The organism is Plantactinospora mayteni (assembly GCF_016862935.1).
GTDB lineage: Bacteria > Actinomycetota > Actinomycetes > Mycobacteriales > Micromonosporaceae > Plantactinospora > Plantactinospora mayteni.
On record NZ_BONX01000048.1, the window covers coordinates 107,954 to 131,033 of the forward strand.

Consider the following 23,080-nt stretch of genomic DNA (forward strand, 5'->3'; position numbering starts at 1 on the left):
TCCCCCGATCTTCACCGCTGCGTCGCGCGGTAGCGACCCGCACGGCTCGGGTACCCCCGCCGGCTCCGAATATGGCCTGCCCGGCGGCGCCCGCACCGGTCGGCGACCGCCCGCCGCAGCCCGCCCGCCGCACCCCGACAAAACCCCCTGCGGGTACGCGCACAGCCGCTCGCGCCCGCCGCCAGGGGATCGCTGCCGGGGGATTGCCGCCGGGATCGCTGCCGGACGCCCCGGGGCGACATACCAGATCCACTGCCCTGACGGGCGTTATCCACAACCGGTCCAGTTATCCACAACGCGGATTTTCGAGGCCCGGAACGGAGGTTCGGAACGCCAGGGTCTGGCGGTAACCGGACCGCCCGTTGGAGCCGGATCCCACCGCTGGAGGACGTGATGCCACCGCGTACCCCGGTCCGTCCCGGACCGCGCCTGCCCCTGGTTGTGACCTCGGACAACGAGCTACTCGACGAGCTGCTCCGGCTCGCGGCGGCGGGTGGCGGCGAGGTGGAGGTAGCCGCCGATCCGGCGTCGGCCCGGTCCCGATGGGCCGCCGCGCCGCTGGTGGTGGTCGGCACCGACCAGGCGCAGGCATGCCTGCGGGCGAGGTTGCCCCGCCGACCCCGGGTGGTCCTGGTCGGCCGCTCCGGGGAGGGCGCGGGCGGCTGGGAGGTGGCCGAGCTGCTCGGTGCCGAGCACGTCGCCGTGTTGCCAGCGGCCGAGCCGTGGCTGGTCGACCGGTTCGGCGAGAGTCTCACCGGCCGGGGTGCGGTGGGCGGCCCGGCCCGGATCGTCGCCGTGATCGGCGGGCGCGGCGGGGCCGGCGCGAGCGTACTGGCCGGCGGGCTCGCCATCACGGCGGCCCGATGCGGCCTGCGTACGTTGCTGGTCGACGCCGACCCGCTCGGCGGCGGCCTCGACCTGGTGCTCGGCTGGGAGCAGTTGGAGGGTCTGCGCTGGCCGGCGCTGACCGAGGCGGACGGCCGGGTCGACGCGCCCGCGCTGGTCCGGGCGCTGCCCAGCCGGGGCGACCTGGTGATGCTCTCCTGGGATCGCGGCGACCTGCTGGCGCTGCCGGCCGAGGCGATGGCGGCCACCATGGACGCCGGTCGACGTGGCCGGGACATCGTCGTCGTCGACCTGCCCCGGCAACTCGACGACGCGGCCGTGATCGCACTCCAGGCCGCCGACCAGGCGTTCGTACTGGTCCCCGCCGAGTTGCGGGCCACGGCTGCGGCGGCCCGGGTGGTCGCGGTCGCCGGGCTGCACTGTGCCAACCTCTCGGTCATCGTGCGCGGTCCGGCCCCCGGCCGGCTCAAGGCCCGCGAGGTTGCCCGGGCACTCGACCTGCCGCTGGTCGGCACGCTGCGACCCGAGCCTGGGCTCTGCCGCAACCTCGAACGCGGCGAGGCCCCGGCGGCGGCCGGGCGCGGCCCGCTGGCGGCGCTCTGCCAGCGCATCATCACCGACCTCACCGGTGCGGCCGGCGTTCCGGCCGACGCGCGATGACCACCCGCCAGCGGCCCGCCCGCACCGACGCGCCCCAGACTCGGCCCGCCCGCACTGACGCGCCCCAGGCTCGGCCCGCCCGCACTGACGCGCCCCAGGCTCGGCCCGCCCGCACCGACGCGCCCCAGGGTTGGCCCGCCCGCACTGACGCGGCCCCGAGTCGGATCGGCCGCACGAACACCGTCCCGAGTCGGGTCGCCCGCATCGAGGCGGCCGGGTCATGAGGCACGATCTCGCCGCCCGGGTCCGGCGCCGGTTCGCCGCCGAGGGGACGACGGTGACCCCGGCCGCCGTCGTCGCGGCGGTACGTGCCGAGCCCGGCGCCGCCGTCCTCGGCGACACCACCGTGCTGCGGATGGCCACCCGGGTGCACCACGACCTGGTCGGTGCCGGCCCGCTGACGCCCCTGCTCGCCGACGACCAGGTTACCGACGTGCTGGTGAACGGCGCCAAGGTCTGGGTCGACCGGGGCACCGGGCTGTCTTCGGTGTCGGTGCCGCTCGGCGGCCCCGACGAGGTACGCCGGCTCGCCCAGCGGCTCGCCGCCGCCTGCGGCCGACGGCTGGACGAGGGCAGCCCGTACGTCGACGCGCGGCTGCCGGACGGCACCCGGCTGCACGCCGTACTGCCACCGGTGGCGACCAGCGGGCCGTACCTCTCGTTGCGTACCTTCCGCCAGCGCCCGTTCACCCTCGACGACCTGGTACGCCACGGCACCCTGCCCCGCGCCGCCGCCACGCTGCTCGCGGCGGTGGTCGCCGCCCGGCTCGCCTACCTGGTCGTCGGCGGGACCGGGTCGGGCAAGACGACCCTGCTGAACACGCTGCTCGGCCTGGTGCCGCCGACCGAACGGATCGTGCTGGTCGAGGATGCCGCCGAACTGCGCCCGCTGCACCCACACGTGGTCGGCCTCCAGGCCAGGACGTCCAACGTGGAGGGTGCCGGTTCGGTCGGGCTGAGCGACCTGGTGCGGCAGGCCCTGCGGATGCGTCCCGACCGGCTGGTGGTCGGCGAGTGCCGGGGCGCCGAGGTGGTCGACCTGCTCTCCGCCCTGAACACCGGGCACGACGGCGGGGCGGGCACCCTGCACGCCAACACTCCGGCCGACGTACCGGCCCGGCTGGAGGCACTCGGTCTGCTCGGCGGGCTGCCCCGGCCGGCCCTGCACGCTCAGGTGGCCGCCGCGCTCCAGGTACTGCTCCAGGTCCGTCGCGCGTCGACGGGACGGGTGTTGGAGGCGGTCTGCCTGTTGCTGCCGGCGGGTCCGGAGCGGCTGGTCACCGTCGTACCGGCCTGGCGTCGGGATCGGGGTCTCGGGCCAGCCGCCCCGGCACTGGCCGCACTGCTCGCCGAGCGGGGAGTGCCGGTGCCACCCCTGCTGGACGCGGCGTCCCGCTCCTGGCCGCAGTCCTCGCCGGGCCGGCGGGAGATCACCCGGGGTACGCCGTGACGGCCTGGTGGTTGGCGGGCGCCTGTCTGGCCGGCGCGGCGGTGCTGGTCGGCTGGCCGGTCGGCCGCGTTCGGGCCCGGCGCCGGGCGGTGATCGGCGGGCGCCACGCCGTGGAGACCGCTCGGCGGCCCGACCCGGGAGGCCGGCCGACAGAGAGCGACTCGGCGAGTTCACGGGTGTCCTGGTCGACCGCACTGGATCGGCTGCTGGCCTCGGTGCCGCCCTGGCGGGGCGTGGCCGTCGGTGCTGCGCTGGGCGGCATCGTTGGAATCCTCGCCGGTGGCCCGGTGGCGGCGTTCGCCGTCGCCGTCTACACCGGCCTGGCAGTACGCGGCCTGCTCCGCCGTCGGGCCAGCCGCTCTGCCGAGCGGGCACATCGCCGCCAACTCGACGCACTCTGCGGCCTCGCCGCCGACCTGCGCGCCGGGCTGCCACCGTCGACCGTGATGGTGGCGGCCGGCGGCTCGGACCGACTGGCCGGTCTGGCCCGGGCAGCGGTACGCCTCGCCGAGCAGACCGGCGCGCCCCTGGCCGACCTGGTGGAGCGGATCGAGGCCGACGCGCGGGCGATGGATCGAGGGCTGGCCGCAGCCGAGGCGCAGGCGGCCGGCGCACGTGCCACCGCCTGGTTGCTGGCGGGGCTGCCGGCCGGCGGCATCGCCCTGGGCTACGGCATCGGCGTCGATCCGCTGGAGATCCTGTTGCACACCCCGATCGGTGCCGCCTGCGCGGTCGGCGCCATCGTCCTGCAACTCGTGGGCCTGCTCTGGGCAGGTCGGCTCAGTGGCGCCGGCCGCGCCGACCGGCTCGACAGCGATGGCGACCGGGCCGACAAGGCTGGCGGCACGACCGACGCGACCGACAGGTTCGGCGATGGGCTCCACGGGTTAGCTGGTGAAGCCGGCAGGTTGGCCGATGAGGCCGGCGAGATCGACGGGTTCGATAGCAGAGCTGGCAGGGCTGGCGAGGTTGACTACTTCGGTGGCAGAGCTGGCGGGGCTGGCGAAGTCGACGGTTTCGGTGGCAGAGCCGGCAAGGCTGGCGAGGTTGACGAGGTTGACGACTTCGGTGGCAGGGCTGGCAGGGCTGGCGAGGTTGACGGCTTCGGTGGCGGGGTCGGTGGGTCTGGTGAATTCGCGTCCGTCGCCACCTCGGGGCGCTGACGACGGTGCGGATCCTGGTCCCGGGAGTTCTGACCGGTCTCGCCCTGCTGCTGGCACTGGTGGGGGTGCCCGCCCGACGGTCGTCCCGACGGCGGCTCTCCGCGCTCGACCCCGCCGGGCTGTCCGCTCGGGCGGCCGCCTCCCCGGACGTTATGCGGCAGCCCCTGAGGCCGACCGGTCGCCGATCGCGCCACGCCACGATCCCCGCGCTTCACGAGCTGGACGAGCGCGGCGACCGACACCCGGGACGCGGGCCGGACCAGAGGCGGCGCGGCTCCAACGTGGCCCGGCGCGGACGGGACGACAGCCGGCCGGGCTGGTCGGGCCGGATCGACCTCATCCGGTTCGCTGCGGGGTTGGCCGGGCTGGCGGCCGGAGTCCTGCTCGGCGGCTGGCTCGGCGTACTGCTCGGAGTGGCGACGGCGGTCGGCCTCGACCGGTTGCTCAGACGGCTCGAACCAGCGGCCGTTCGGCGGCGTCGGCTGCGCGAGTCAGCCGACCTGCCGCTCGCCGCTGACCTGCTAGCGGCGGCACTACGGGCCGGCGCACCGGTCGACCGGGCCGTTTGCGCGGTCGCGGAGGCGCTCGCCGGCCCACTGGGCGAGCGGCTCACCGAGGTCGGCCGGACCCTCCGGCTCGGCGGTACGCCCGAGGAGGCGTGGGTGCGCCTCGGGCCGGTGCCGGGCGCCGAGCGGCTGACGTCTGCGGCGGTCCGCTCCTCGGCGAGTGGGGCGGCGCTGGCCGGAGCGTTGACCCGACTCGCGGACGACCTGCGGGCCGACCGGGTGACCGGTGCCGAGGCGGCGGCCCGGCGGGCCGGTGTGCTGATCGTGTTGCCGCTCGGCCTGTGTTTCCTGCCCGCCTTCATTCTCGCCGGCCTGGTGCCGGTGATCGTCGCCGTCCTCGGCGACGTGCTGTGACCGATCCGAGAAGGGAACTTTATGCTGCGCAAGTTGACCGCCCGGCTCCGCGGCGAGGCCGGGATGAACACCGCCGAGTACGCCGTCGGCACCCTCGCCGCCGTCGCCTTCGCCGGAATCCTGCTGAAGGTACTCACCTCTGGCCGGGTGCAGGCCGCACTGGCGAGCGTGATCGACCGGGCCCTGTCGTGATCCGGCGCTGGCCGGGCGACCGCGACCGGGGCTCGTTCACCGCCGAGTTGGCGGCCGGCCTGCCGGCGCTGCTGTTGTTGCTGCTCGCCGGGCTCACCGCCGTGAACGCGGTGACCATCAAGGGGCAGTGCGTGGATGCGGCGCGGGAGGCGGCCCTGGCTGCCTCCCGCGGTGCCCCGGGAGTACCGGCCGGTGCCCGGGCCGCTCCACCGGGCGCGGTGGTGTCGGTCTCGGTGAACGGCGACAAGGTGGTGGCGACCGTACGGGCACCGGTGCGCGCTCTGGGTGCGCGGTTGCCCCGGTTGACGGTGAGCGCGATCGCGGTGGCGGCGGTCGAACCGGGCGCACCGGAGCCGTCGTCATGACGACCCACCACATCGCGACCCGGGCCCGTCCCGGGCTCGACTGGACTCGGCGAGTCCGGGCTCGGTGCCGACGAACTGTTCGGCGTCTTGATGGGCGAGGTTGCCGGCCGATCCAGCACTGCGGTGGATCCGATCGGGGCAGCGGCACCCTGTGGCTGCTCGGCGTGGGCCTGGTACTGGTGGTGTTCAGCCTTGGCGCAGCGGCGATCGGGGCCGCCCGGGTGGCCCGGCACCAGGCCCGGGTCGCGGCTGACCTCGGCGCGCTCGCCGGCGCAGCCCATGCGCTGGACGGTCCGGATCGGGCCTGTGCCCGGGCGGCGGACATCGCCGCCGCCAACAGCGCCCGGATCACCGGCTGCACGCTCGACGGATTCGACCTTCAGGTCACCGCCGAGGTCACGGTCGAACCACTACCCGGGCTGACCAGGGTGGCCCGGGCGACAGCCCGAGCCGGACCGGTCCGCGACGGCGGGGACCAGCCCGATCGACAACTCGGCGAACGGCCCGGTGATCGGCCTGCATCTGACGCGCTGACCCGAAGCGGCCAGCGCGTCGGTCGAGGAGATCAGCACCCCCTGCCGCAGATCGAGGTGGTCCGGGCGTCGGTCGGCGCGGCGTTGCACAGCGCCGGCCGTAGCGTCGGCGAGGATCATCCGGACACCCTCGTCTCGGCGGGACAACCCGGCCGCCGTGGCCGAGACGACCCGGACCCTGCTCGGGTACGGCACACACTGCCGCCGGGTGCATGTGCGAGAGCATCATCTGCTCGGCCGCTTCCTTCAGCTCGGCTACCGGGACGCGGGGCCAGTGCTCCGCCCTTCAGTTTTAGAGCGGAGAGATCGTCAACTCCGGTCGACGTTCCACTGTCGAGGCAGGTCGGCGGCGCAGGCGACGCAGCTGAAATCGCCGTCCCGCACCACGTTGCACAACCCGCAGTCCGGGCAGCGGCGGAAGACCAGGCCGGCCGTGAAAGCGTCCGGGTGCGGCAGGCCGGCCCGGTCGAGTGCCGAGGCCACCGCCGGCCAGGAGTCGAGGTCGGGGCAGTAGCCGGTCGACTGGTTGCTGACGTAACCGACGACCCAGTGACCGGAGGAAGGTTTCGGTCCGCCGGCCCGCTCGTGCACGAAGGCGACCTCTCCGGCGCCGAGTACGTCCTGCCCCTCGGCGCAGGCGACGTGCTCACTGCGCCGGGGCGCCAGCCGCAGTACGCCGGTCAGGTCGACCACATAGCTGACGGGTTCGGCCAGCTCCGGTTCGGCCACCGACGACACCCAGCGCGTGAAGTCCGCCAGGCAGGTGACCCGGTACCCGGCACCGGCCGGGCGGATCGCGGCCCGGATGTCGGCGGGTCCGATGTAGCGGTACCGGCGTGCCGGGGCGGACATGTGCCGACGGTAGCCGTTCGGGGCACCGCCCCGCGAGCGTGAATCGGCGGTGCAGGTTCGGTCGGCGGCGGTCAGAGCCCGGTTCGCGAAAGCTGGACGGGAACACGGATCGCCGGCCCACCGCAACCCTTCGCCGTCCTCCCGCCTCCGACGCCTGGACACCAGAGGCGTTACGACCGGGCGGCCGATAACGACTCGGGTGTCCAGGTCGCCCCCGGCCGCCCGGTAGGGGTCGGGAACATCTGCCGGACGTCGGGATGGGGCCGGACGACATCCTGGACGACGTGCGGGCGACGCTGGGTGTGCGGACCGGACCAGCGGCGATGACTGAGCGTGAGAGAAGCTAAACCTATGCGGCGGAGATTCGAGGGTGTCAATGTGATCACGAAGGGCGCGGCTTCACCCGATTGTGATCGGTGGGTATCTATTGACTTAGTTTGGATCCAAAACTAAATTTTCGGTGAGCGATGTCGCGCGCGTCATCTCCAGGCCGCAGTCGAGCCCTCGACTGCTCCGGCTATCCCGGCGTCCGTCCCGTCGGCGCCGGGCCGACAAGGAGGTCATCGTGCTGCGCACCGCACGTCTGGCGATCGGCGCGTTCGCGCTCGCCGTCGTACTGACCGTCACCGCCGTACCCGCGCCCGTCCAGGCCGCTGTCTGGAGTTCCAGTGACCGCTGGGGCACCTGGTCCAGTGGCGGGTACACGCTCTACAACAACATCTGGGGCTCGGGGTACGGCCCGCAGACAATCTGGGCCAACTCGCCGAGCAACTGGGGAGTCTGGGCCAACCACCCGAACACCGGCGGGATCAAGGCGTACCCGAACGCGACCCGGTACATCGGGCGCCGGGTGAGCGCCCTCGGCAACGTCACCAGCAGCTTCAACGTGACGGTACCGACCAGCGGCAGCGGCATCGCCTACACCACGGCGTACGACATCTGGACCACCGACCACGCGCACGAGATCATGCTCTGGATGAACAAGTACGGGCCGGTCGGCCCGCTCGGCAGTTTCCAGGTCAGGGCATCGGTCGGCGGGCACACCTGGGACATCTATCGCGGCTCGAACGGGTCCAACCAGGTCTACTCGTTCATCCGGACCAGCAACACCAACTCCGGCACGGTCGACGTGCGGGGCATCGCCACCTGGATCCGCGACCGGGGCTGGTTCGGTGACGTCACGATCGGGGACGTCCAGCTCGGCTACGAGATCACCTCGTCTGCCGGCGGCCGGGACTTCGTCACCAACAGCTTCTCGGTCTCCGGCTGACCGCACCCTCGGCTGTCCGGAAGGGGCCCTCTCCCGGAGAGGTATCCCGGGAAGGGCCCCCTCCCGCGCCCTCAGCGGATGCTGCCCTCGGTGGCCCGGCGTACCGCCCAACTGTTCAGCACCTGGTGGATGCTGTGCAGCATCTGGTGGATCTGGTCCAGGCGTTCTGCCTGGGCCAGTGCCGCGTACGCCTGCGAGAGCGCGATCTGCTGGTCAACGGTCAGGTGTGCCTGGTCGATGGTGTACAGCAGTTCGACGGTCTCGGCGATGGTGTCGGCCACGACGTCCTCCTCAGGCGGATCCGTGGAAGCGCTCCCAGCGTAACGTAACCAGATCCTCATAGATCCATGCATGCGAATACCGACTATCCGCGATCAGTCCGCGATCCGTCCCGCGATCGGTCCCGCGATCAGGTGCCGGCGGGCTGTGCCGGAGCCACCCTGGCCAGGTTGTCGAGTACCACGTCGAGGACCCGGACAGCCTCCGGCTTGGCCAGCGGATAGTTGCCGTTTCCGCACTTCGGGGACTGCACGCAGGACGGGCAGCCGGCCTCGCAGCCGCACTCGGCGATCGCGTCCCGGGTCGCCGACAGCCACTCCGACGCCGCCCTGTACGCCCGCTCGGCGAAGCCCGCACCGCCCGGGTGCCCGTCGTAGACGAAGACCGTCGGCGCCTCGGTGTCCGGATGGTTGGCCGTGGAGAGGCCGCCGATGTCCCAGCGGTCGCAGGTGGCGACCAGCGGCAGCAGCCCGATCGCGGCGTGCTCGGCCGCGTGCAGCGCGCCCGGCATCTCGGCCGCCTCCACGCCGGCCGCCGCCAGCGACTCCGGCGAGACCGTGAACCAGACCGCGACCGTACGCAGTTCCCGGGCGGGCAGGTCCAGCGGCAGGGTGGCCAGCACCTCGCCGGAGGCGAGCCGGCGGCGCTGGTACGACACCACCTGGCTGGTCACGTCGACCTCGCCGAGGAACATCCCGACCGGGCCGGCGTCGAGATAGGAGCGGACCGAGACGACGGAGAGCGAGGTGACGTCCCGGGGATGGGTGGACCAGTCCGGCTCCTCGGCGTGCACCAGCGCGCACCCGTCGTCGAGATCGAGGGCGTCCACCACGTACGACACGCCCTGGTGCAGGTAGACCGCGCCGGGATGGACCTGGAAGTGCGACGACGCCGGGTCGACGGTGCCGAGCAGCCGGCCGGTCGACGACTCGACCACGTCCACCGGCGCGCCGCCGGTGCCGCGCAGGTCCACCTCGGGCCGCCCGCTGTGCCGCCAGTACCAGCCGGTCGGGCGGTGCCGGAGCGCGCCGGCGGCCACCAGCGCCTCGACCGCCTCCTTCGCCCCCTCGCCGAAGAGTTCCAGGTCGGCCGGGGTCAGCGGGGACTCGGCCGCCGCGCAGCAGAGCTGCGGCCCGAGCACGTACGGGTTGGCCGGGTCGAGCACGGTCGCCTCGACGGGCCGGCCGAACAGCGCCGCCGGGTGGTGTACCAGATAGGTGTCCAGCGGGTCGTCCCGGGCCACCAGTACCGCCAGCGCCTCCCGGCCGGACCGCCCGGCCCGGCCCGCCTGCTGCCAGAGCGAGGCCCGGGTGCCGGGATATCCGCAGATCAGCACGGCGTCCAGGCCGACCAGGTCGACGCCGAGTTCCAGCGCGCTGGTCGAGGCGAGCCCGAGCAGGTCACCACCGAGCAACGCCTGCTCCAGCGAGCGGCGCTCCTCGCGCAGGTAGCCGGACCGGTAGGCGGCGACCCGCGCGCCCAGTCCGGGCACGGCCTCGTCCAGCGAGCGCCGGGCGGTGGTGGCGATCACCTCGGCCCCGCGCCGGGACCGGACGAAGGCCAGCGTCCGCACCCCGGCCGCGACCGTGTCACTGAGCAGGTCGGCGGTCTCCCGCAGCGCGGAGCGGCGAACCGGCGCGGCGTCGAGCCCATCGCCACGCGCCAACCGGACCGGTGCGGCGTCGAGCCCGTCGCTGGGCGTCAACCGGGCCGGCGTGGCGTCGAGCCCATCGCCAAGCATCGACCGGGCCGGTGCGGCGTCGAGCCCGTCGCTGGGCGTCGACCGGGCCGGCGTGGCGTCGAGCCCATCGCCAAGCATCGGCCGGGCCGGCGTGGCGTCGAGCCCGGCGCCCGCCGGTAGCGGTTCGGCGAGGGCGGCCGGGGTCGGGCCGTCCGACTGCGACGGTGGCAGCAGCGGCGGTTCCCAGAGCGCGAAGGTCAACCCGCCGCGCGGCGCGGTGTCCTCGGTGACCGCCGTGACCGGCAGCCCGGTCAACCGCTCGGCCGCCGCGGCCGGGTCGCCCGAGGTCGCCGAGGCCAGCACGAAGACCGGCCCGTCCGGCGTCGACCCGGGACCGCCGGTCGCGCCCCGCTGCCCCGGCACCGACCTGGGGGTACCCGGATAGCGCGCGGCCTGCCGTCGCAGCCGGCGCAGTACGTGTGCCACGTGCGACCCGAAGACGCCCCGGTAGGTGTGGCACTCGTCGACCACCACGAAGGCCAGTCGGCGCAGGAAGGCGGACCACTTCGCGTGCCCGGGCAGGATGCCGTGGTGCAGCATGTCCGGGTTGGTCAGCACGAACCGGGAGTGCGCCCGGATCCAGTCCCGCTCGGCGCGCGGGGTGTCGCCGTCGTAACACGCCGGTCGTACCCCGTCGAGGTCGAGTGTGGCGACGGACCGGAGCTGGTCGGCGGCGAGTGCCTTGGTCGGGGCGAGGTAGAGCGCGGTGGCCCGGGGGTCGGCGAGCAGCGTGGCCAGCGCCGGGAGCTGGTACGCGAGTGACTTTCCCGACGCGGTGCCGGTGGCGACCACGACGTGCCGACCGGCGTACGCGTGCCCGGCCGCCTCGGCCTGGTGCCGCCACGGCGCGACCACGCCCTGCCCGGCGAGGGCCGCGCGCAGCTCCGCCGGTACCCACTCCGGCCAGTCGGCCACGGTGCCGGGGCGGGCCGGTACCCGTTCGACGTGCGTGACCGGGGTGCCGGCCGCGCCGCCGTGCGTCCGGGCGCGCAGCAGGTCCAGCAGCTCACCCGCACCAGGACGACCGGTCGGGCGGGAGCCCTCGGCACCGGCACCGGCCGATACTGTTGCTGGGAACGTCACGCCCTGCACTCTCGCACTCTCGTACGTGCGTCGGAAGGTCGGGTAGCGGTCGTTCCGCCGTCGCTGCGCGGTCCGCTGGTCGATGGTTAGATGCCCAGGAGCGTTCCTGGCCGGTCAGAGGAGGACTGATGGATCTGTCGCTGACGACCCGCGCCATCGGTGAGCACACGGTGTTGGAGGTCGGCGGCGAGGTCGACGTCTACACCGCCCCGCGACTGCGCGAACGTCTGGTCGAGCTGATCGACGGCGGGTCCCGGGCGATCGTCGTGGACCTGGGTCGGGTGGACTTCCTCGACTCGACCGGTCTCGGCGTGCTGGTGGGGGCGCTCAAGCGGCTGCGTCCGGTCGGCGGGACTTTCGGGCTGGTCTGCGACAAGGAGCCGCTGCTCAAGATCTTCCGGATCACCGCCCTCGACCAGGTCTTCCCGATCTACCCCACGCTGGACGCCGCCACGTCGGCCGAGTCCTCCGGTGCCGATGCCTGATGTCGAGATGCCGATGCCGCTGCCTGATGTCGACGGTCGACGCGTGATGTCGAGGGTCAGGCTCTCCTTCACTCCGGCCCCGGTCCACGTCCGTACCGCCCGGTTGGTCGGGGTCGCGGTGGCCCGGCGGGCCGGCGTACCCGAGGAACTGCTCGACGAGGTACGGCTGGCGATCGGTGAGGCCTGTGCGCGGGCGGTCGCCCTGCACCGGCAGTACGGGCTGCGCGATCTGGTGCTGGTCGAGATGTCGGACGGTCCGGCGTACACGGTGCGGGTGATCGACCGGGCGCCGATCGAGGCCGGGTTGGGGTTGGCCGCGCTGCCCCCGGACGAGCTGGCCGACGAGTCGCTGACCGACGAGGCCCTGACGGTGGGTGTCGGGTTTGCCCTGCTCGCGGGCTTTGTCGAGGACCTCCAGGTGCGTCCCGTCGACGAGGGTGTCGGCACCGAGGTCCGGATGGCCTGGCCGCTCGGGCGGTAGCCCGGATTCTCGCCGGCACCCGCATTACCAGAACCGCGCGGCTAACACAGCGACGAAGATCATCGCGACCGGGTGGGTCCTCTGTGTGACCTCCAACACGACGGACCGCTAGAGTACCCGGGGTTATCAGCAAGTGTGCTGGTCCCGCTCCTGTGGGTGGGGGAGCATCGCCGATCGCGGGTGCCGTGGGTCGGCGGAACGCTTGCGAATTGTCGCTCCACGCGTGGAGACGTCTGGCCGGTTCGTCCGCCGGCCCGGCGCGAGTGTTCGGTACAGGAGGACATAGATGTCCCACTATATGGCCGCCGATGGTGGCGGGCTGTCCCTCGGCGGCGAGAACCTCACGTACGTCGTCGTCGCGGCAGTTATCGCCCTGGTGGCGCTCGGCTTCGCCGGCGCGCTGACCAAGGCCGTGCTGTCGACCGGCAAGGGCACCGAGAAGATGCAGGAGATCGCCGGAGCCGTGCAGGAGGGGGCCTCGGCCTACCTGCTGCGCCAGTTCCGTACCCTCGGCATCTTCGTCGTGGTCGCCGTGATCCTGCTCTTCCTGCTGCCGGTGCACGACACCGACGGCAGCGAGACGCTGGTGAAGATCGGCCGCTCCGGCTTCTTCGTGGTCGGTGCCCTGTTCAGCGCGTTCATCGGTGGCGCCGGCATGGCCCTGGCCACCCGGGCCAACCTGCGGGTCGCCGCCGCCGCCCGCGAGCACCAGGGCGGCCGGGAAGCGGCGATGCAGATCGCGTTCCGCACCGGTGGCGTCGTCGGCTTCCTCACCGTCGGCCTCGGCCTGGTCGGGGCGGCGGCGGTCGTCCTGATCTACCGGGGTGACGCGCCGACCGTGCTGGAGGGCTTCGGCTTCGGTGCCGCGCTGCTCGCCATGTTCATGCGGGTCGGCGGCGGCATCTTCACCAAGGCCGCCGACGTCGGCGCCGACCTGGTCGGCAAGGTCGAGCAGGGCATCCCGGAGGACGACCCGCGCAACGCGGCGACCATCGCCGACAACGTGGGCGACAACGTCGGTGACTGCGCCGGTATGGCGGCCGACCTGTTCGAGTCGTACGCCGTCACCCTGGTAGCCGCGCTGATCCTCGGCCGGGCGGCGTTCGGCGAGCACGGGCTGGTCTTCCCGCTGATCGTCTCCACCATCGGCGTACTCATCGCCATCCTCGGGGTGTTCATCACCCGGCTGCGGGCCGGCGACCGGTCCGGGCTCACCGCGATCAACCGGGCGTTCTACGCCTCCGCGGCGGTCTCGGCGATCCTGGTCGCGGTGATGTCCTTCGTCTACCTGCCGGCCACCTGGGCCGGGCTGCTCGGCGACGGCTGGCGGGCCACGCTCGGCCTCGCCGAGGGTGCGGCCGAGCCGATCGACCCGCGGATCCTCGCCATCGGCGCCGTGGTGATCGGCATCGTGCTGGCCGCTGCCATCCAGGCGCTGACCGGCTACTTCACCGAGACCAACCGGCGGCCGGTGCAGGACATCGGCAAGTCGTCGCTGACCGGCCCGGCCACCGTGGTACTCGCCGGGATCAGCGTCGGGCTGGAGTCGGCGGTCTACTCCGCGCTGCTGATCGGCGCCGGGGTCTTCGGTGCGTTCCTGCTCGGTGGCGGCTCGCTCACGCTCTCGCTCTTCGCGGTGGCGCTGGCCGGTACCGGTCTGCTCACCACGGTCGGCGTGATCGTCGCGATGGACACCTTCGGGCCGATCTCCGACAACGCGCAGGGCATCGCCGAGATGTCCGGCGACATCGACGAGCAGGGCGCGCGTACGCTCACCGAGCTGGACGCGGTCGGCAACACCACCAAGGCGATCACCAAGGGCATCGCGATCGCCACGGCGGTGCTCGCCGCCACCGCGCTCTTCGGGTCGTACACCGACACGCTCGGCACGGCGCTCCGGGACGCGGGTTCCGACCTGTCGATCGACGGGCTGCTCAACGTCGCCAACCCGCGCAACCTGGTGGGTCTGATCGTCGGTGCCGCGGTCGTCTTCCTCTTCTCCGGTCTGGCCATCAACGCGGTCTCCCGCTCGGCCGGTGCCGTGGTGATGGAGGTACGCCGGCAGTTCCGCGAGCTGCCCGGGATCATGGATTACAGCCAGCGGCCGGAGTACGGCAAGGTGGTCGACATCTGCACCCGGGACGCACAGCGCGAGCTGATGACCCCGGGGCTGCTCGCCATCCTGGCGCCGATCGCGGTCGGCTTCGGGCTCGGCCCGGGTGCGCTGGCCGCGTACCTGGCCGGTGCGATCGGGGCCGGCACCCTGATGGCGGTCTTCCTGGCCAACTCGGGCGGTGCCTGGGACAACAGCAAGAAGCTGGTCGAGGACGGCGCGTTCGGCGGTAAGGGCTCGCCCGCGCACGAGGCCACGGTGATCGGCGACACGGTCGGTGACCCGTTCAAGGACACCGCCGGACCGGCAATCAACCCGCTGCTCAAGGTGATGAACCTGGTCTCCCTGCTGATCGCCCCGGCCGTGGTGGCCTGGAGCGTCGGCGAGGACAAGAACACCGGGCTGCGGATCGGGGTCGCGGTCGCCGCGGCGCTGATCATCGTGGCGGCGGTGGTGTTCAGCAAGCGCAAGCCGGTGGCGATGTCGGACTCCGACCCGGGTGCCGGAGGCGCCGGCGGCGGCAGCTCGGACCAGCAGCCGCAGACCGCCAACGCCTGAGGCGGGACAACCCCCGACCCGGGCCCGTCGCGCATGCGACGGGCCCGGGTCCGTTCTCCGCAGCGGCGACGGCGGCCTCCGGCACCGGCCGGCCCGGGCGGTCCGAGGTGCGGCACCGCTGGCTGGCTTGGGCGGTCCGAACGTGGCGCCGCCGCTGGTCGGCCCGGGCGGTACGACGTGCGGCACCGCTGACCGGCTCGGGTGCTCCTGGCTGCGGCGCCGCCGGGCCGGTTCGGGCGGTCCGACGGCGGGTCCGGGGCGGCTCGGCCGATTACCCCCCTCGCGAAGCCGGCTCCAACCCGTACGCTGCAACGCATGCGTACCCCCCGCACGGCATCCGCCGGAAGGTTCACGGCGGCCCTGTGCACGATCGCCCTGCTCCTCGGGGGCTGCGCCGGGGGACCCAGCCCGCAGGCCTGGGCCGCCGCGGTCTGCGCGGCACTGGCCCCGTGGCGGGCCGAGATCGGGACGCTGACCCGGAGCACCCAGCAGCAGATGACCGCGCAGACCAGTCCGGCGCAGGCCAAGGAGAACCTGGTCCGGCTGCTCCGAGGTGCCGAACAGGCCAGCGAGACCGCCCGGCAGAAGGTGGAGGCGGCCGGCGTACCGGACGCCGAGAAGGGTGAGGCGGTCTCCAAGGGCTTCGTCGCCTCGCTGACCGCCGTCCGGGACGCCTACGGCCGGGCCGGCGCGACGATCGAGGCACTCGGCACCGGGCAGGCCAGCGAGTTCTACGACGGCGTCAATGCCGCGGTCGACACCCTCAACGAGGAGTACGTCGCCAGCTCGCTCGACACCAGCGAGCTGGATTCGGTGGAGTTGAAGCGGGCCTTCGACGAGGTTCCGGAGTGTCGCTGACGCCGCCCGTCCCGCCCGTACCGGCCGAGTCCACCGACCCGGCCGGTACCGCTCCCGAACCACCCGACCCGCCCCCGGAACCGGTCCCGGAACCGCCCGCCGTCATTCCACCCCAGCCCTCGCCCCAGCCCCATGCTCCGGTTCCGGCAGTCCCGGCGGATGCGACCAGCGGTCCGGTTCTGGCCACCCCGCCGGTACGGCAGCTCTCGCTGTTCGGGGTGGAGGCGGCCGACCCGTCCGTCGGTGACCTCGCCGGGCTGCTGGCCGGGCCGGGCGAGCTGGTCCGGATGGGTGGCACGGCCAGGATCACCATCGTGGTGGACGCCGCCTGGCGGGTGCACGTACTCGTCGCCGAGCTGGCCCGCCGGGGGCTGACCGCGAGCTGGCTGGGTCGGGTGGCGGAGCAGCACGGGGTGCAGACCTCCTACAGCACCCTGCTCGCCCCGCTGGCCGGGGCCTGGCTGCGCGGCACGGTGAAACGGCCGCCCGGCAACTTCTTCCTGACCGGGCCCCGGCTGCGGCTCTGGGCGGCGGCGGCCGGTTCTCCCGAGCCGCTCGGTTTCGTACTCCGGCTCGGTGCCGCCGACGAGGCGTGCCGGGAGCCGGTCGGCGCGGCGCTGGCCGCGATCGGCCTGCCGGCGGTACTGCTCGACGCGGGTGCCGGCGGTCCGGCGTACCGGATCACCGGGCGACGCCGGCTGGCCCGGCTGGCGGAGTTGGTGGGTGACCGCCCGCCGACCGCGCCGCCGGGCCAGTGGCCGGGCGGTCCGCCGTGAGTACCCTCGATCGGGTTACCTCGCCCGAGGGCCGGAGGAATCGACCGGTGTCGTATCCCGGACAGCCGGAAGTCAGATTTGTTCGGTTAGTCCGGTTAGCGGCCCACCGAGTGGGGCATGATCCGTCCGGTTGGACCCGCACCGATCGCCCGTGGGTGTACGGTGTCGCCGTCCGGCATGACCGCCCGTCCCGTGTTGTTGCACCCGGTGTCACCGCAGCGTAGCGGTGCTCTTCGCGGGCCGCGCAACTCCACCGTCGGGGAGCGCGTTACGTTGGACGTCTGGCCACCGGGCGGCCGATCCGGCCCCGGCGGCGAGCGCGGACAGGGCGGTCCGCAGGGGGAAAGATCGTGAGTGAGGTCAGGAGAGACGTGCCGAGCAACGCCAGGAGCACCCGTCTGGTCATCGTCGAGTCACCGGCGAAGGCCAAGACGATCTCGGGCTATCTCGGCCCGGGGTACGTCGTCGAGGCCAGCCTGGGTCACGTCCGTGACCTGCCGCGCAACGCCGACGACGTGCCCGCCAAATACAAGGGTGAGTCGTGGGCCCGGCTCGGCGTCGACGTCGACAACGGGTTCGCGGCCCTCTATGTCGTGTCGCCGGACCGCAGGCAGCAGATCAGCAAGCTGACCCGGCTGGCCAAGGAGGTGGACGAGGTCTTCCTCGCCACCGACGAGGACCGCGAGGGCGAGGCCATCGCCTGGCACCTGGTCGAGACGCTCAAGCCCAAGGTGCCGGTCAAGCGGATGGTCTTCCACGAGATCACCCGGCAGGCCATCCAGGCCGCGGTGGCGAACCCGCGCGAGATCGACCGCGACCTGGTCGACGCCCAGGAGGCCCGGCGGATCCTGGACCGGCTCTACGGCTACGAGGTCTCCCCGGTGCTGTGGCGGAAGGTCCGTTCCGGGCTCTCCGCCGGCCGGGTCCAGTCGGTGGCCACCCGGATCGTGGTCGAGCGCGAGCGGCAGCGGATGGCGTTCCGCAGCGCGGAGTACTGGGACATCCTGGCCACCCTCGGCGTGCGGGGCGCCGCCGACGGGCCGCGCAGCTTCTCCGCCACCCTGGTCGCGCTGAATGGCGACCGGATCGCCACCGGCAAGGACTTCGAGCCGACCACCGGCCAGGTGAAGCCGGGTGCCGGGGTGATGCACCTCGACGAGGCGGGGGCCCGTGGCCTGGCCGCCCGCCTCGACGGGCGGCCCTTCACCGTGACCCGGGTCGACGAGAAGCCCTACCGGCGCCGCCCGTACGCGCCGTTCATCACCTCGACGCTCCAGCAGGAGGCGGCCCGCAAGCTGCGCTTCTCCTCGCAGCAGACGATGCGTACCGCCCAGCGGCTGTACGAGAACGGCTACATCACCTATATGCGTACCGACTCGGTGAACCTGTCGGAGACGGCCATCGCGGCCGCCCGCCGGCAGATCGCCGAGCTGTACGGCGAGCGGAACGTGCCGCCGGAGCCCCGCCGCTACACCGGCAAGGTCAAGAACGCCCAGGAGGCGCACGAGGCGATCCGCCCCGCCGGGGACAACTTCCGCACCCCGGGTGAGCTGGCGAAGGAACTCTCCGCTGAGGAGTTCCGGCTCTACGAGCTGATCTGGCGGCGGACCATCGCCTCCCAGATGACCGACGCGGTCGGCTCCAGCGTCTCGGTGCGGATCCGGGCGGTCTCCAGCGCGGGCGAGGAGGCGGACTTCGGCGCGACCGGTAAGACCATCACCGAGCCGGGCTTCCTGCGGGCGTACGTGGAGTCGTCCGACGACGAGAACGCCGAGGCCGAGGATGCCGAGCGGCGGCTGCCGAACCTGGTCAAGGACCAGCCGCTGACCGCCGAGGAACTCGCCGCGACCGGGCACCACACCCAACCGCCGTCCCGCTACACCGAGGCGTCGCTGGTCAAGTCACTGGAGGAGCTGGGCATCGGCCGCCCCTCCACGTACGCCTCGATCATGGCCACCATCCAGGACCGGGGGTACGTCTTCAAGCGAGGCCAGGCGCTGATCCCGTCCTTCCTGGCGTTCGCCGTGGTCGGCCTGCTGGAGCGGCACTACCCGCGACTCGTCGACTACAACTTCACCGCCGCCATGGAGAACGAGCTGGACGAGATCGCCGGTGGTGACCACGCGGCGGTGGACTTCCTGACCTCGTTCTACTTCGGCAGCGAGATGGGCGGCGACCAGTCGGTGGCCCGGTCCGGCGGGCTGAAGAAGATGGTCACCGAGAACCTGAGCGAGATCGACGCGCGCAGCGTGAACTCGATCCCGCTGTTCCGGGACGACGAGGGGCGCGACGTCGTGGTCCGGGTCGGTCGCTACGGCCCGTACCTGCAACGAAGCCTGCCCGGCGCGGAGCCGGCCGCCCCGGCACCCCGGGACAGCGGCGACGGCGGCCCGCCCGAGGACACGGCGGCGAGCGGCGACCGGGCGCCGATCCCGGAGGGTGTGGCGCCGGACGAGCTGACCCCGGAGAAGGTGCACGAGCTGTTCCTCGGCGGTGGCGGGGAGCGCAAACTCGGCGAGCACCCGGAGACCGGTGAGCCGATCGTGCTCAAGTCCGGCCGGTTCGGCCCGTACGTCTCCAGTGGCGAGCGCAAGTCGTCGCTGCTGCGCTCCCAGTCCCCGGAGTCGCTGACGATGACGGAGGCGCTGCGACTGCTCACCCTGCCCCGGGTGGTCGGGGTGGCTCCGGACGGTGCCGAGGTGCTGGCCGCGAACGGCCGCTACGGCCCGTACGTGAAGCGCGGCGACGAGTTCCGCTCGCTGGAGTCGGAGGAGCAGCTCTTCACGGTCACCCTGGACCAGGCGCTGGCCCTGCTGGCGGCGCCGAAGACCCGGCAGCGCCGGGCGGCGGCCCCGCCGCTGCGGGAGATGGGCGCGGATCCGCTGACCGAGAAGCCGCTGGTGATCAAGGACGGCCGGTTCGGGCCGTACGTCACCGACGGCGAGACCAACGCGTCGCTGCGGCGCGGCCAGACTCCGGAGGCGCTGACCCTGGAGGAGGCGTCGGAGATGTTGGCCGAGAAGCGGGCCAAGGGCCCGGCGCCGCGCAAGCGGGCGGCCAAGAAGGCGACCGCCAAGAAGGCGCCGGCGAAGGCCACCGACGGCGAGCCGACCGCCGCGAAGAAGACAGCGGCCAAGAAGACGGCGGCGAAGAAGACCGCCGCGAAGAAGGCGACGACCGCGAAGGCGACGACCGCGAAGAAGGCTCCGGCGAAGAAGGCCGCCCCCAGGAAGGCGGCGGCCTCCACCGAGCCGACCGAGTGAGGGGTACGCCGCCGGGCCCGCTCACCCTCCGGCGGGGTCGGGGTGGGGGCGGCGGAAGCCGAGGGTCTGGTGTTCGCGGCGGAAGCCGAGCGAGGCGTAGAGCGCGGCGGCGGGCAGGTTGTCCGCGGTGTAGTTGACGGTCACCGTCGTCATCCCGGCGGCCCGCATCCGGTGCGTCGCGGTTAGCATCACCGCCCGGGCCAGCCCGCGACGGTGGAAGTCCCGGTGCGTGCCGACCGGCTCGAAGTGGCCGACCCGGTTGCGCCCGTCGAGCCAGTAGACGGTGAAGGCGGCGATCCGCCCGTCCGGGGCCTCGGCGACGATCTCCCGTTCCGGGTCGTAGCCGGGCCGGGTCATCACCGCCGATCGGTACAGCTCGGCGGTCCAGTCCGCGTCGAAGGCGGAGTTGCGGGCCCGGGCGAGCTGGTCGGCGTCGGCCAGCCGGGCGGTACGCAGGACGAAGCCCTCCGGCGTGACCGGCTCGTCGACCGGGCCGGCGAGTACCCGGGCGGTGACGTCGTCCCAGGTGCGGAACCGCGCGAACCCGAGTTCGGTGAGCAGTCGGATCCGGGTGCTGTCGCAGTCGAAGACGTCGGTCAGCACGTACGGCTCGCCGGCGGTCATCGCCCGGGCGGTGGTCTGGTACGCCGTCCGGAGCATCTCGACCTCGGCGGCGGTGCCGCGCAGCGCGGGCGCGGTGAAGACGTCGAACGCGGCGCCGAAGCGCAGGTTGATCGCGAGTCCGACGATCTCGTCGCCGGACTCCCAGAGCTGGACCAGTTCACCCACCGGCCGGCCCCGGAGGTTCTCGTAGATCCGGTGCGGCACCTCGCCGACGTGGTCGTATCCGCACCGGCCGGCCTCGGCGATCCAGCTCGCGAAGGTCTGGGCCAGGCGTGGCAGGTCGCCGTCCGAGTAGCGCCGCATTCGCGGTGGAGGGCTCGTCACCGGCCCTGTATACGGCATCGCCCGGCCCCGGCCCGAACGATTTCCGGCCTGGTCAGGCTGGTCAGGCCCCGAGCACCTGCGCCGTGTAGGAGTTGGCGAAGATCCGATCCGGGTCGAGCCGGTCGCGCACGGCCAGGAAGTCGTCGAACCGGGGGTACGCGGGGCGCAGCGACTCCGCGTCCCGGTAGTGCAGCTTGCCCCAGTGTGGCCGGCCGCCCAGCTCGGTCGCGATCCGCTCGAAGGCCCGGAAGTACGGCTCGGCCGGCATCCCGACGTACTGGTGGATCGCCACGTACGCCGACTCGCGCCCGTGGCCGTGCGAGAGCCAGATGTCGTCCGGGGCGGTGAACCGGACCTCGACCGGGAAGAGCACCCGGAACGGCAGCTCGTCGATCACCCGGCGCAGCCCGGCCAGCGCCTCCGGCAGGGCGGCCCGGGGCAGGGCGTACTCCATCTCCTCGAACCGGACCCGGCGCGGCGTGCAGAAGACCCGGTCGGAGCGGGCGGTGTAGCTGCGCGCGGTGAGCGCCCGGGCGGAGACGGCGGAGATGGTCGGTACCAGGGCGGGGGCGGCCCGGCCGAGCCGGCAGGCTCCGCCGAAGACGGAGTTGGCCAGGAAGTCGTCGTCCAGCCAGCTCCGGAACCGGGGCAGCGGCCGGTCGTCGACGGGTACCCGGTTGTTGACCTTCACCTGCACCCGATCGGTGTAGGGGAACCAGTAGAACTCGAAGTGGTCGTTTCCGCCGACCAGCTCCGGCAGCCCGGCGAGTATCTCGGCGAGCGGGGCCGGGCGCTCGTCGGCACGGAGCACGAAGGCGTCCACACAGTTCAACGCCACCTCGGTGATCACACCGAGGGCACCGAGCCCGACCCGGGCCGCCGCGAAGACGTCGGGGTTCCGGTCGGCGGAGCATTCCAGCAGCTCTCCGGTGCCGGTCACCAGGGTCAGGCCGGCGACGAAGGTGGAGAGGCAGCCGTAGCCGGCGCCGGTGCCGTGGGTACCGGTGGAGATCGCGCCGGCGATCGTCTGTGCGTCGATGTCGCCGAGATTGGCCAGCGCCAAATCGTGTCCGGCGAGCGTCTCGTTGAGCACGTGCAGGGTGACCCCAGCCGGTACGGTGATCAGCCGACGGCCGGGATCGACCCGGACCGGTTCGGCGAGCGCGGTGAGATCGACCCGCTGGTCGTCGGCCCGGGCGATCGCGGTGAACGAGTGGCCGCTGCCGACCGGCTTGATCCGCCGGCCGGCGGCTCGGGCGGCCCGGACCGTGGCGACGATCTCGTCCACGGTCGACGGTCGCAGCGCGTCGCCGCTGGCGCGCTGGTTGCCGGCCCAGTTGGACCATGAGGAGGTGACTCCGGCTGGTGTGGTACGCCCGCTCATCTGACCTCCCCTGGCTCTGACCAGGTCGCCGATGGACAAACATGAATTAGACTCGCGTCAAGGTGTACCAGGGCGAGTAAATCAGGATCGTCACGGCGAGTAAATACCGATATCCGTTCGGCTCGTTAGTCCCGATAGCGTTCCGAAACCGTGACGCCTAGTAACCTTCACCCCGTCGAAAGGGAGTGGCGACGAGTGTCCACGTCAACCGCCACATCCGGTCCACTGCGCCGCGTACCGGTGCAGGGCCGCAGCGTCGCCCGGGTCCAGCGCATGCTCGACGCCTGTGCCGAGATAGTCGACGAGGTCGGCTACGAAGGGCTGACCACGACCCTGCTCGCCGAGCGTGCCGGAGTGGCCATCGGGTCCGTGTACCAGTTCTTCCCCGACAAGCGAGCGATCGTGCAGGCACTGACCCTGCGCAACATGGAGGCGTACCTGGAGCGGCTCAGTGACCGCTTCTCCCGGGGCGACCTGACCGACTGGTGGGACGGGGTCGACGCCGCGATCGACGAGTACATCACGATGCACCGGAGGGTGCCCGGCTTCCGTACCCTGCACTTCGGCGACGTCGTCGACGTGCACCTGCTCGACGAGGACCGGGACAACAACGGCGTCATCGCCGAACAGTTGGCCCGGGTACTGGTCGAGCAGTTCGGCACCAGCGACGCGCCCCGGCTGCGCTTCGCGCTGGAGATCGCGGTCGAAGCGGCCGACGCGCTGATCAAGCTGGCCTTCCGGCGTGATCCGGAGGGCGACGAGCAGGTGCTGACCGAGGCGACCGCGCTGATCCGGGAGTACCTGCACCGGCATGTCGACGCCGCGCCCTCGGCCGGTTAGCGCCGCCGCCAGGAGAAACG

At 72.8% G+C, this 23,080-nt stretch carries 19 protein-coding genes and 1 pseudogene; 15 read left to right on the forward strand and 5 right to left on the reverse strand.

Features of this window, described 5'->3' with window-relative positions; translation table 11 throughout:
- The first annotated feature begins 393 nt into the window (after positions 1-393).
- From ssd to Pma05_RS42985, 7 genes and pseudogenes are all read left to right on the forward strand, one after another.
- On the forward strand, positions 394-1,506 hold the full coding sequence (ssd, locus tag Pma05_RS31945) for a septum site-determining protein Ssd (RefSeq protein WP_372441590.1): 1,113 nt from the start codon (positions 394-396) through the stop codon (positions 1,504-1,506).
- Positions 1,507-1,726: 220 nt separating this feature from the next.
- The gene (locus Pma05_RS31950; protein WP_203861212.1) at positions 1,727-2,956 is read left to right on the forward strand and encodes a TadA family conjugal transfer-associated ATPase; all 1,230 of its coding nucleotides are present in this window, start codon (positions 1,727-1,729) and stop codon (positions 2,954-2,956) included.
- Entirely contained in the window at positions 2,953-4,119 is a 1,167-nt protein-coding gene (locus tag Pma05_RS44115; protein ID WP_203861213.1) for a type II secretion system F family protein, read from the forward strand. Before Pma05_RS31950 ends, Pma05_RS44115 begins: the two co-directional genes overlap by 4 nt.
- 164 nt (positions 4,120-4,283) lie before the next feature.
- A complete protein-coding gene (locus tag Pma05_RS31960) occupies positions 4,284-5,039 on the forward strand; it encodes a type II secretion system F family protein (protein WP_372441593.1) in 756 nt (251 codons plus the stop codon).
- A 21-nt stretch (positions 5,040-5,060) separates the two neighbouring features.
- A complete protein-coding gene (locus Pma05_RS31965; RefSeq protein ID WP_203861214.1) occupies positions 5,061-5,231 on the forward strand; it encodes a DUF4244 domain-containing protein in 171 nt (56 codons plus the stop codon).
- Entirely contained in the window at positions 5,228-5,596 is a 369-nt protein-coding gene (locus Pma05_RS31970) for a TadE family type IV pilus minor pilin (protein ID WP_372441591.1), read from the forward strand. Before Pma05_RS31965 ends, Pma05_RS31970 begins: the two co-directional genes overlap by 4 nt.
- A pseudogene (locus Pma05_RS42985) lies at positions 5,593-6,060 on the forward strand (Rv3654c family TadE-like protein); the annotation flags it as partial. The gene Pma05_RS31970 and the pseudogene Pma05_RS42985, both read left to right, overlap by 4 nt.
- A 378-nt stretch (positions 6,061-6,438) precedes the next feature.
- Here the strand turns inward: Pma05_RS42985 and Pma05_RS42990 are convergent.
- Positions 6,439-6,981: a hypothetical protein gene (locus Pma05_RS42990; protein WP_239313547.1), complete on the reverse strand. Its 543-nt coding sequence runs from the start codon at positions 6,979-6,981 to the stop codon at positions 6,439-6,441.
- A gap of 565 nt (positions 6,982-7,546) precedes the next feature.
- On the opposite strand from Pma05_RS42990, the gene Pma05_RS31980 reads away from it, so the two are divergent.
- Positions 7,547-8,251, forward strand: a complete 705-nt coding sequence (locus Pma05_RS31980; RefSeq protein WP_239313512.1) for a glycoside hydrolase family 12 protein — start codon at positions 7,547-7,549, stop codon at positions 8,249-8,251.
- Between the two features lie 71 nt (positions 8,252-8,322).
- On the opposite strand, the gene Pma05_RS31985 is transcribed toward Pma05_RS31980, so the two are convergent.
- Positions 8,323-8,532, reverse strand: coding sequence for a hypothetical protein (locus Pma05_RS31985; protein ID WP_203861216.1), 210 nt, complete (start codon positions 8,530-8,532; stop codon positions 8,323-8,325).
- A gap of 128 nt (positions 8,533-8,660) precedes the next feature.
- The gene (gene sftH, locus Pma05_RS31990) at positions 8,661-11,354 is read right to left on the reverse strand and encodes a DEAD/DEAH box helicase (protein ID WP_203861217.1); all 2,694 of its coding nucleotides are present in this window, start codon (positions 11,352-11,354) and stop codon (positions 8,661-8,663) included.
- Between the two features lie 128 nt (positions 11,355-11,482).
- On the opposite strand from sftH, the gene Pma05_RS31995 reads away from it, so the two are divergent.
- The 6 genes from Pma05_RS31995 to topA all read left to right on the forward strand — a co-directional run bounded on the left by Pma05_RS31995 (position 11,483) and on the right by topA (position 19,888).
- Positions 11,483-11,839 (forward strand): STAS domain-containing protein, encoded by a 357-nt coding sequence (locus Pma05_RS31995; protein WP_203861218.1) that lies wholly within the window; start codon positions 11,483-11,485, stop codon positions 11,837-11,839.
- 43 nt (positions 11,840-11,882) lie between these two features.
- Positions 11,883-12,320: an ATP-binding protein gene (locus tag Pma05_RS32000; RefSeq protein WP_203861219.1), complete on the forward strand. Its 438-nt coding sequence runs from the start codon at positions 11,883-11,885 to the stop codon at positions 12,318-12,320.
- A gap of 286 nt (positions 12,321-12,606) precedes the next feature.
- Positions 12,607-14,991 carry a sodium-translocating pyrophosphatase gene (locus Pma05_RS32005; RefSeq protein WP_203861220.1) on the forward strand — a complete coding sequence of 795 codons (2,385 nt, stop codon included), beginning with the start codon at positions 12,607-12,609 and terminating at the stop codon, positions 14,989-14,991.
- A 315-nt stretch (positions 14,992-15,306) separates the two neighbouring features.
- A complete protein-coding gene (locus Pma05_RS32010) occupies positions 15,307-15,849 on the forward strand; it encodes a hypothetical protein (protein WP_203861221.1) in 543 nt (180 codons plus the stop codon).
- Positions 15,846-16,625 carry a hypothetical protein gene (locus Pma05_RS32015; RefSeq protein ID WP_372441594.1) on the forward strand — a complete coding sequence of 260 codons (780 nt, stop codon included), beginning with the start codon at positions 15,846-15,848 and terminating at the stop codon, positions 16,623-16,625. Before Pma05_RS32010 ends, Pma05_RS32015 begins: the two co-directional genes overlap by 4 nt.
- 371 nt (positions 16,626-16,996) lie before the next feature.
- Complete coding sequence (gene topA / locus Pma05_RS32020; protein WP_203861280.1) at positions 16,997-19,888, forward strand: type I DNA topoisomerase; 2,892 nt, start codon at positions 16,997-16,999, stop codon at positions 19,886-19,888.
- Positions 19,889-19,909: 21 nt separating this feature from the next.
- Here the strand turns inward: topA and Pma05_RS32025 are convergent, their stop codons facing one another.
- Positions 19,910-20,836: a GNAT family N-acetyltransferase gene (locus Pma05_RS32025; RefSeq protein WP_203861222.1), complete on the reverse strand. Its 927-nt coding sequence runs from the start codon at positions 20,834-20,836 to the stop codon at positions 19,910-19,912.
- 61 nt (positions 20,837-20,897) lie between these two features.
- Positions 20,898-22,220 (reverse strand): D-arabinono-1,4-lactone oxidase, encoded by a 1,323-nt coding sequence (locus Pma05_RS32030; protein WP_203861223.1) that lies wholly within the window; start codon positions 22,218-22,220, stop codon positions 20,898-20,900.
- A gap of 195 nt (positions 22,221-22,415) precedes the next feature.
- Between Pma05_RS32030 and Pma05_RS32035 the strand changes: the two genes are divergently transcribed.
- Positions 22,416-23,060, forward strand: coding sequence for a TetR/AcrR family transcriptional regulator (locus Pma05_RS32035; protein ID WP_239313514.1), 645 nt, complete (start codon positions 22,416-22,418; stop codon positions 23,058-23,060).
- Positions 23,061-23,080 lie beyond the last annotated feature (20 nt).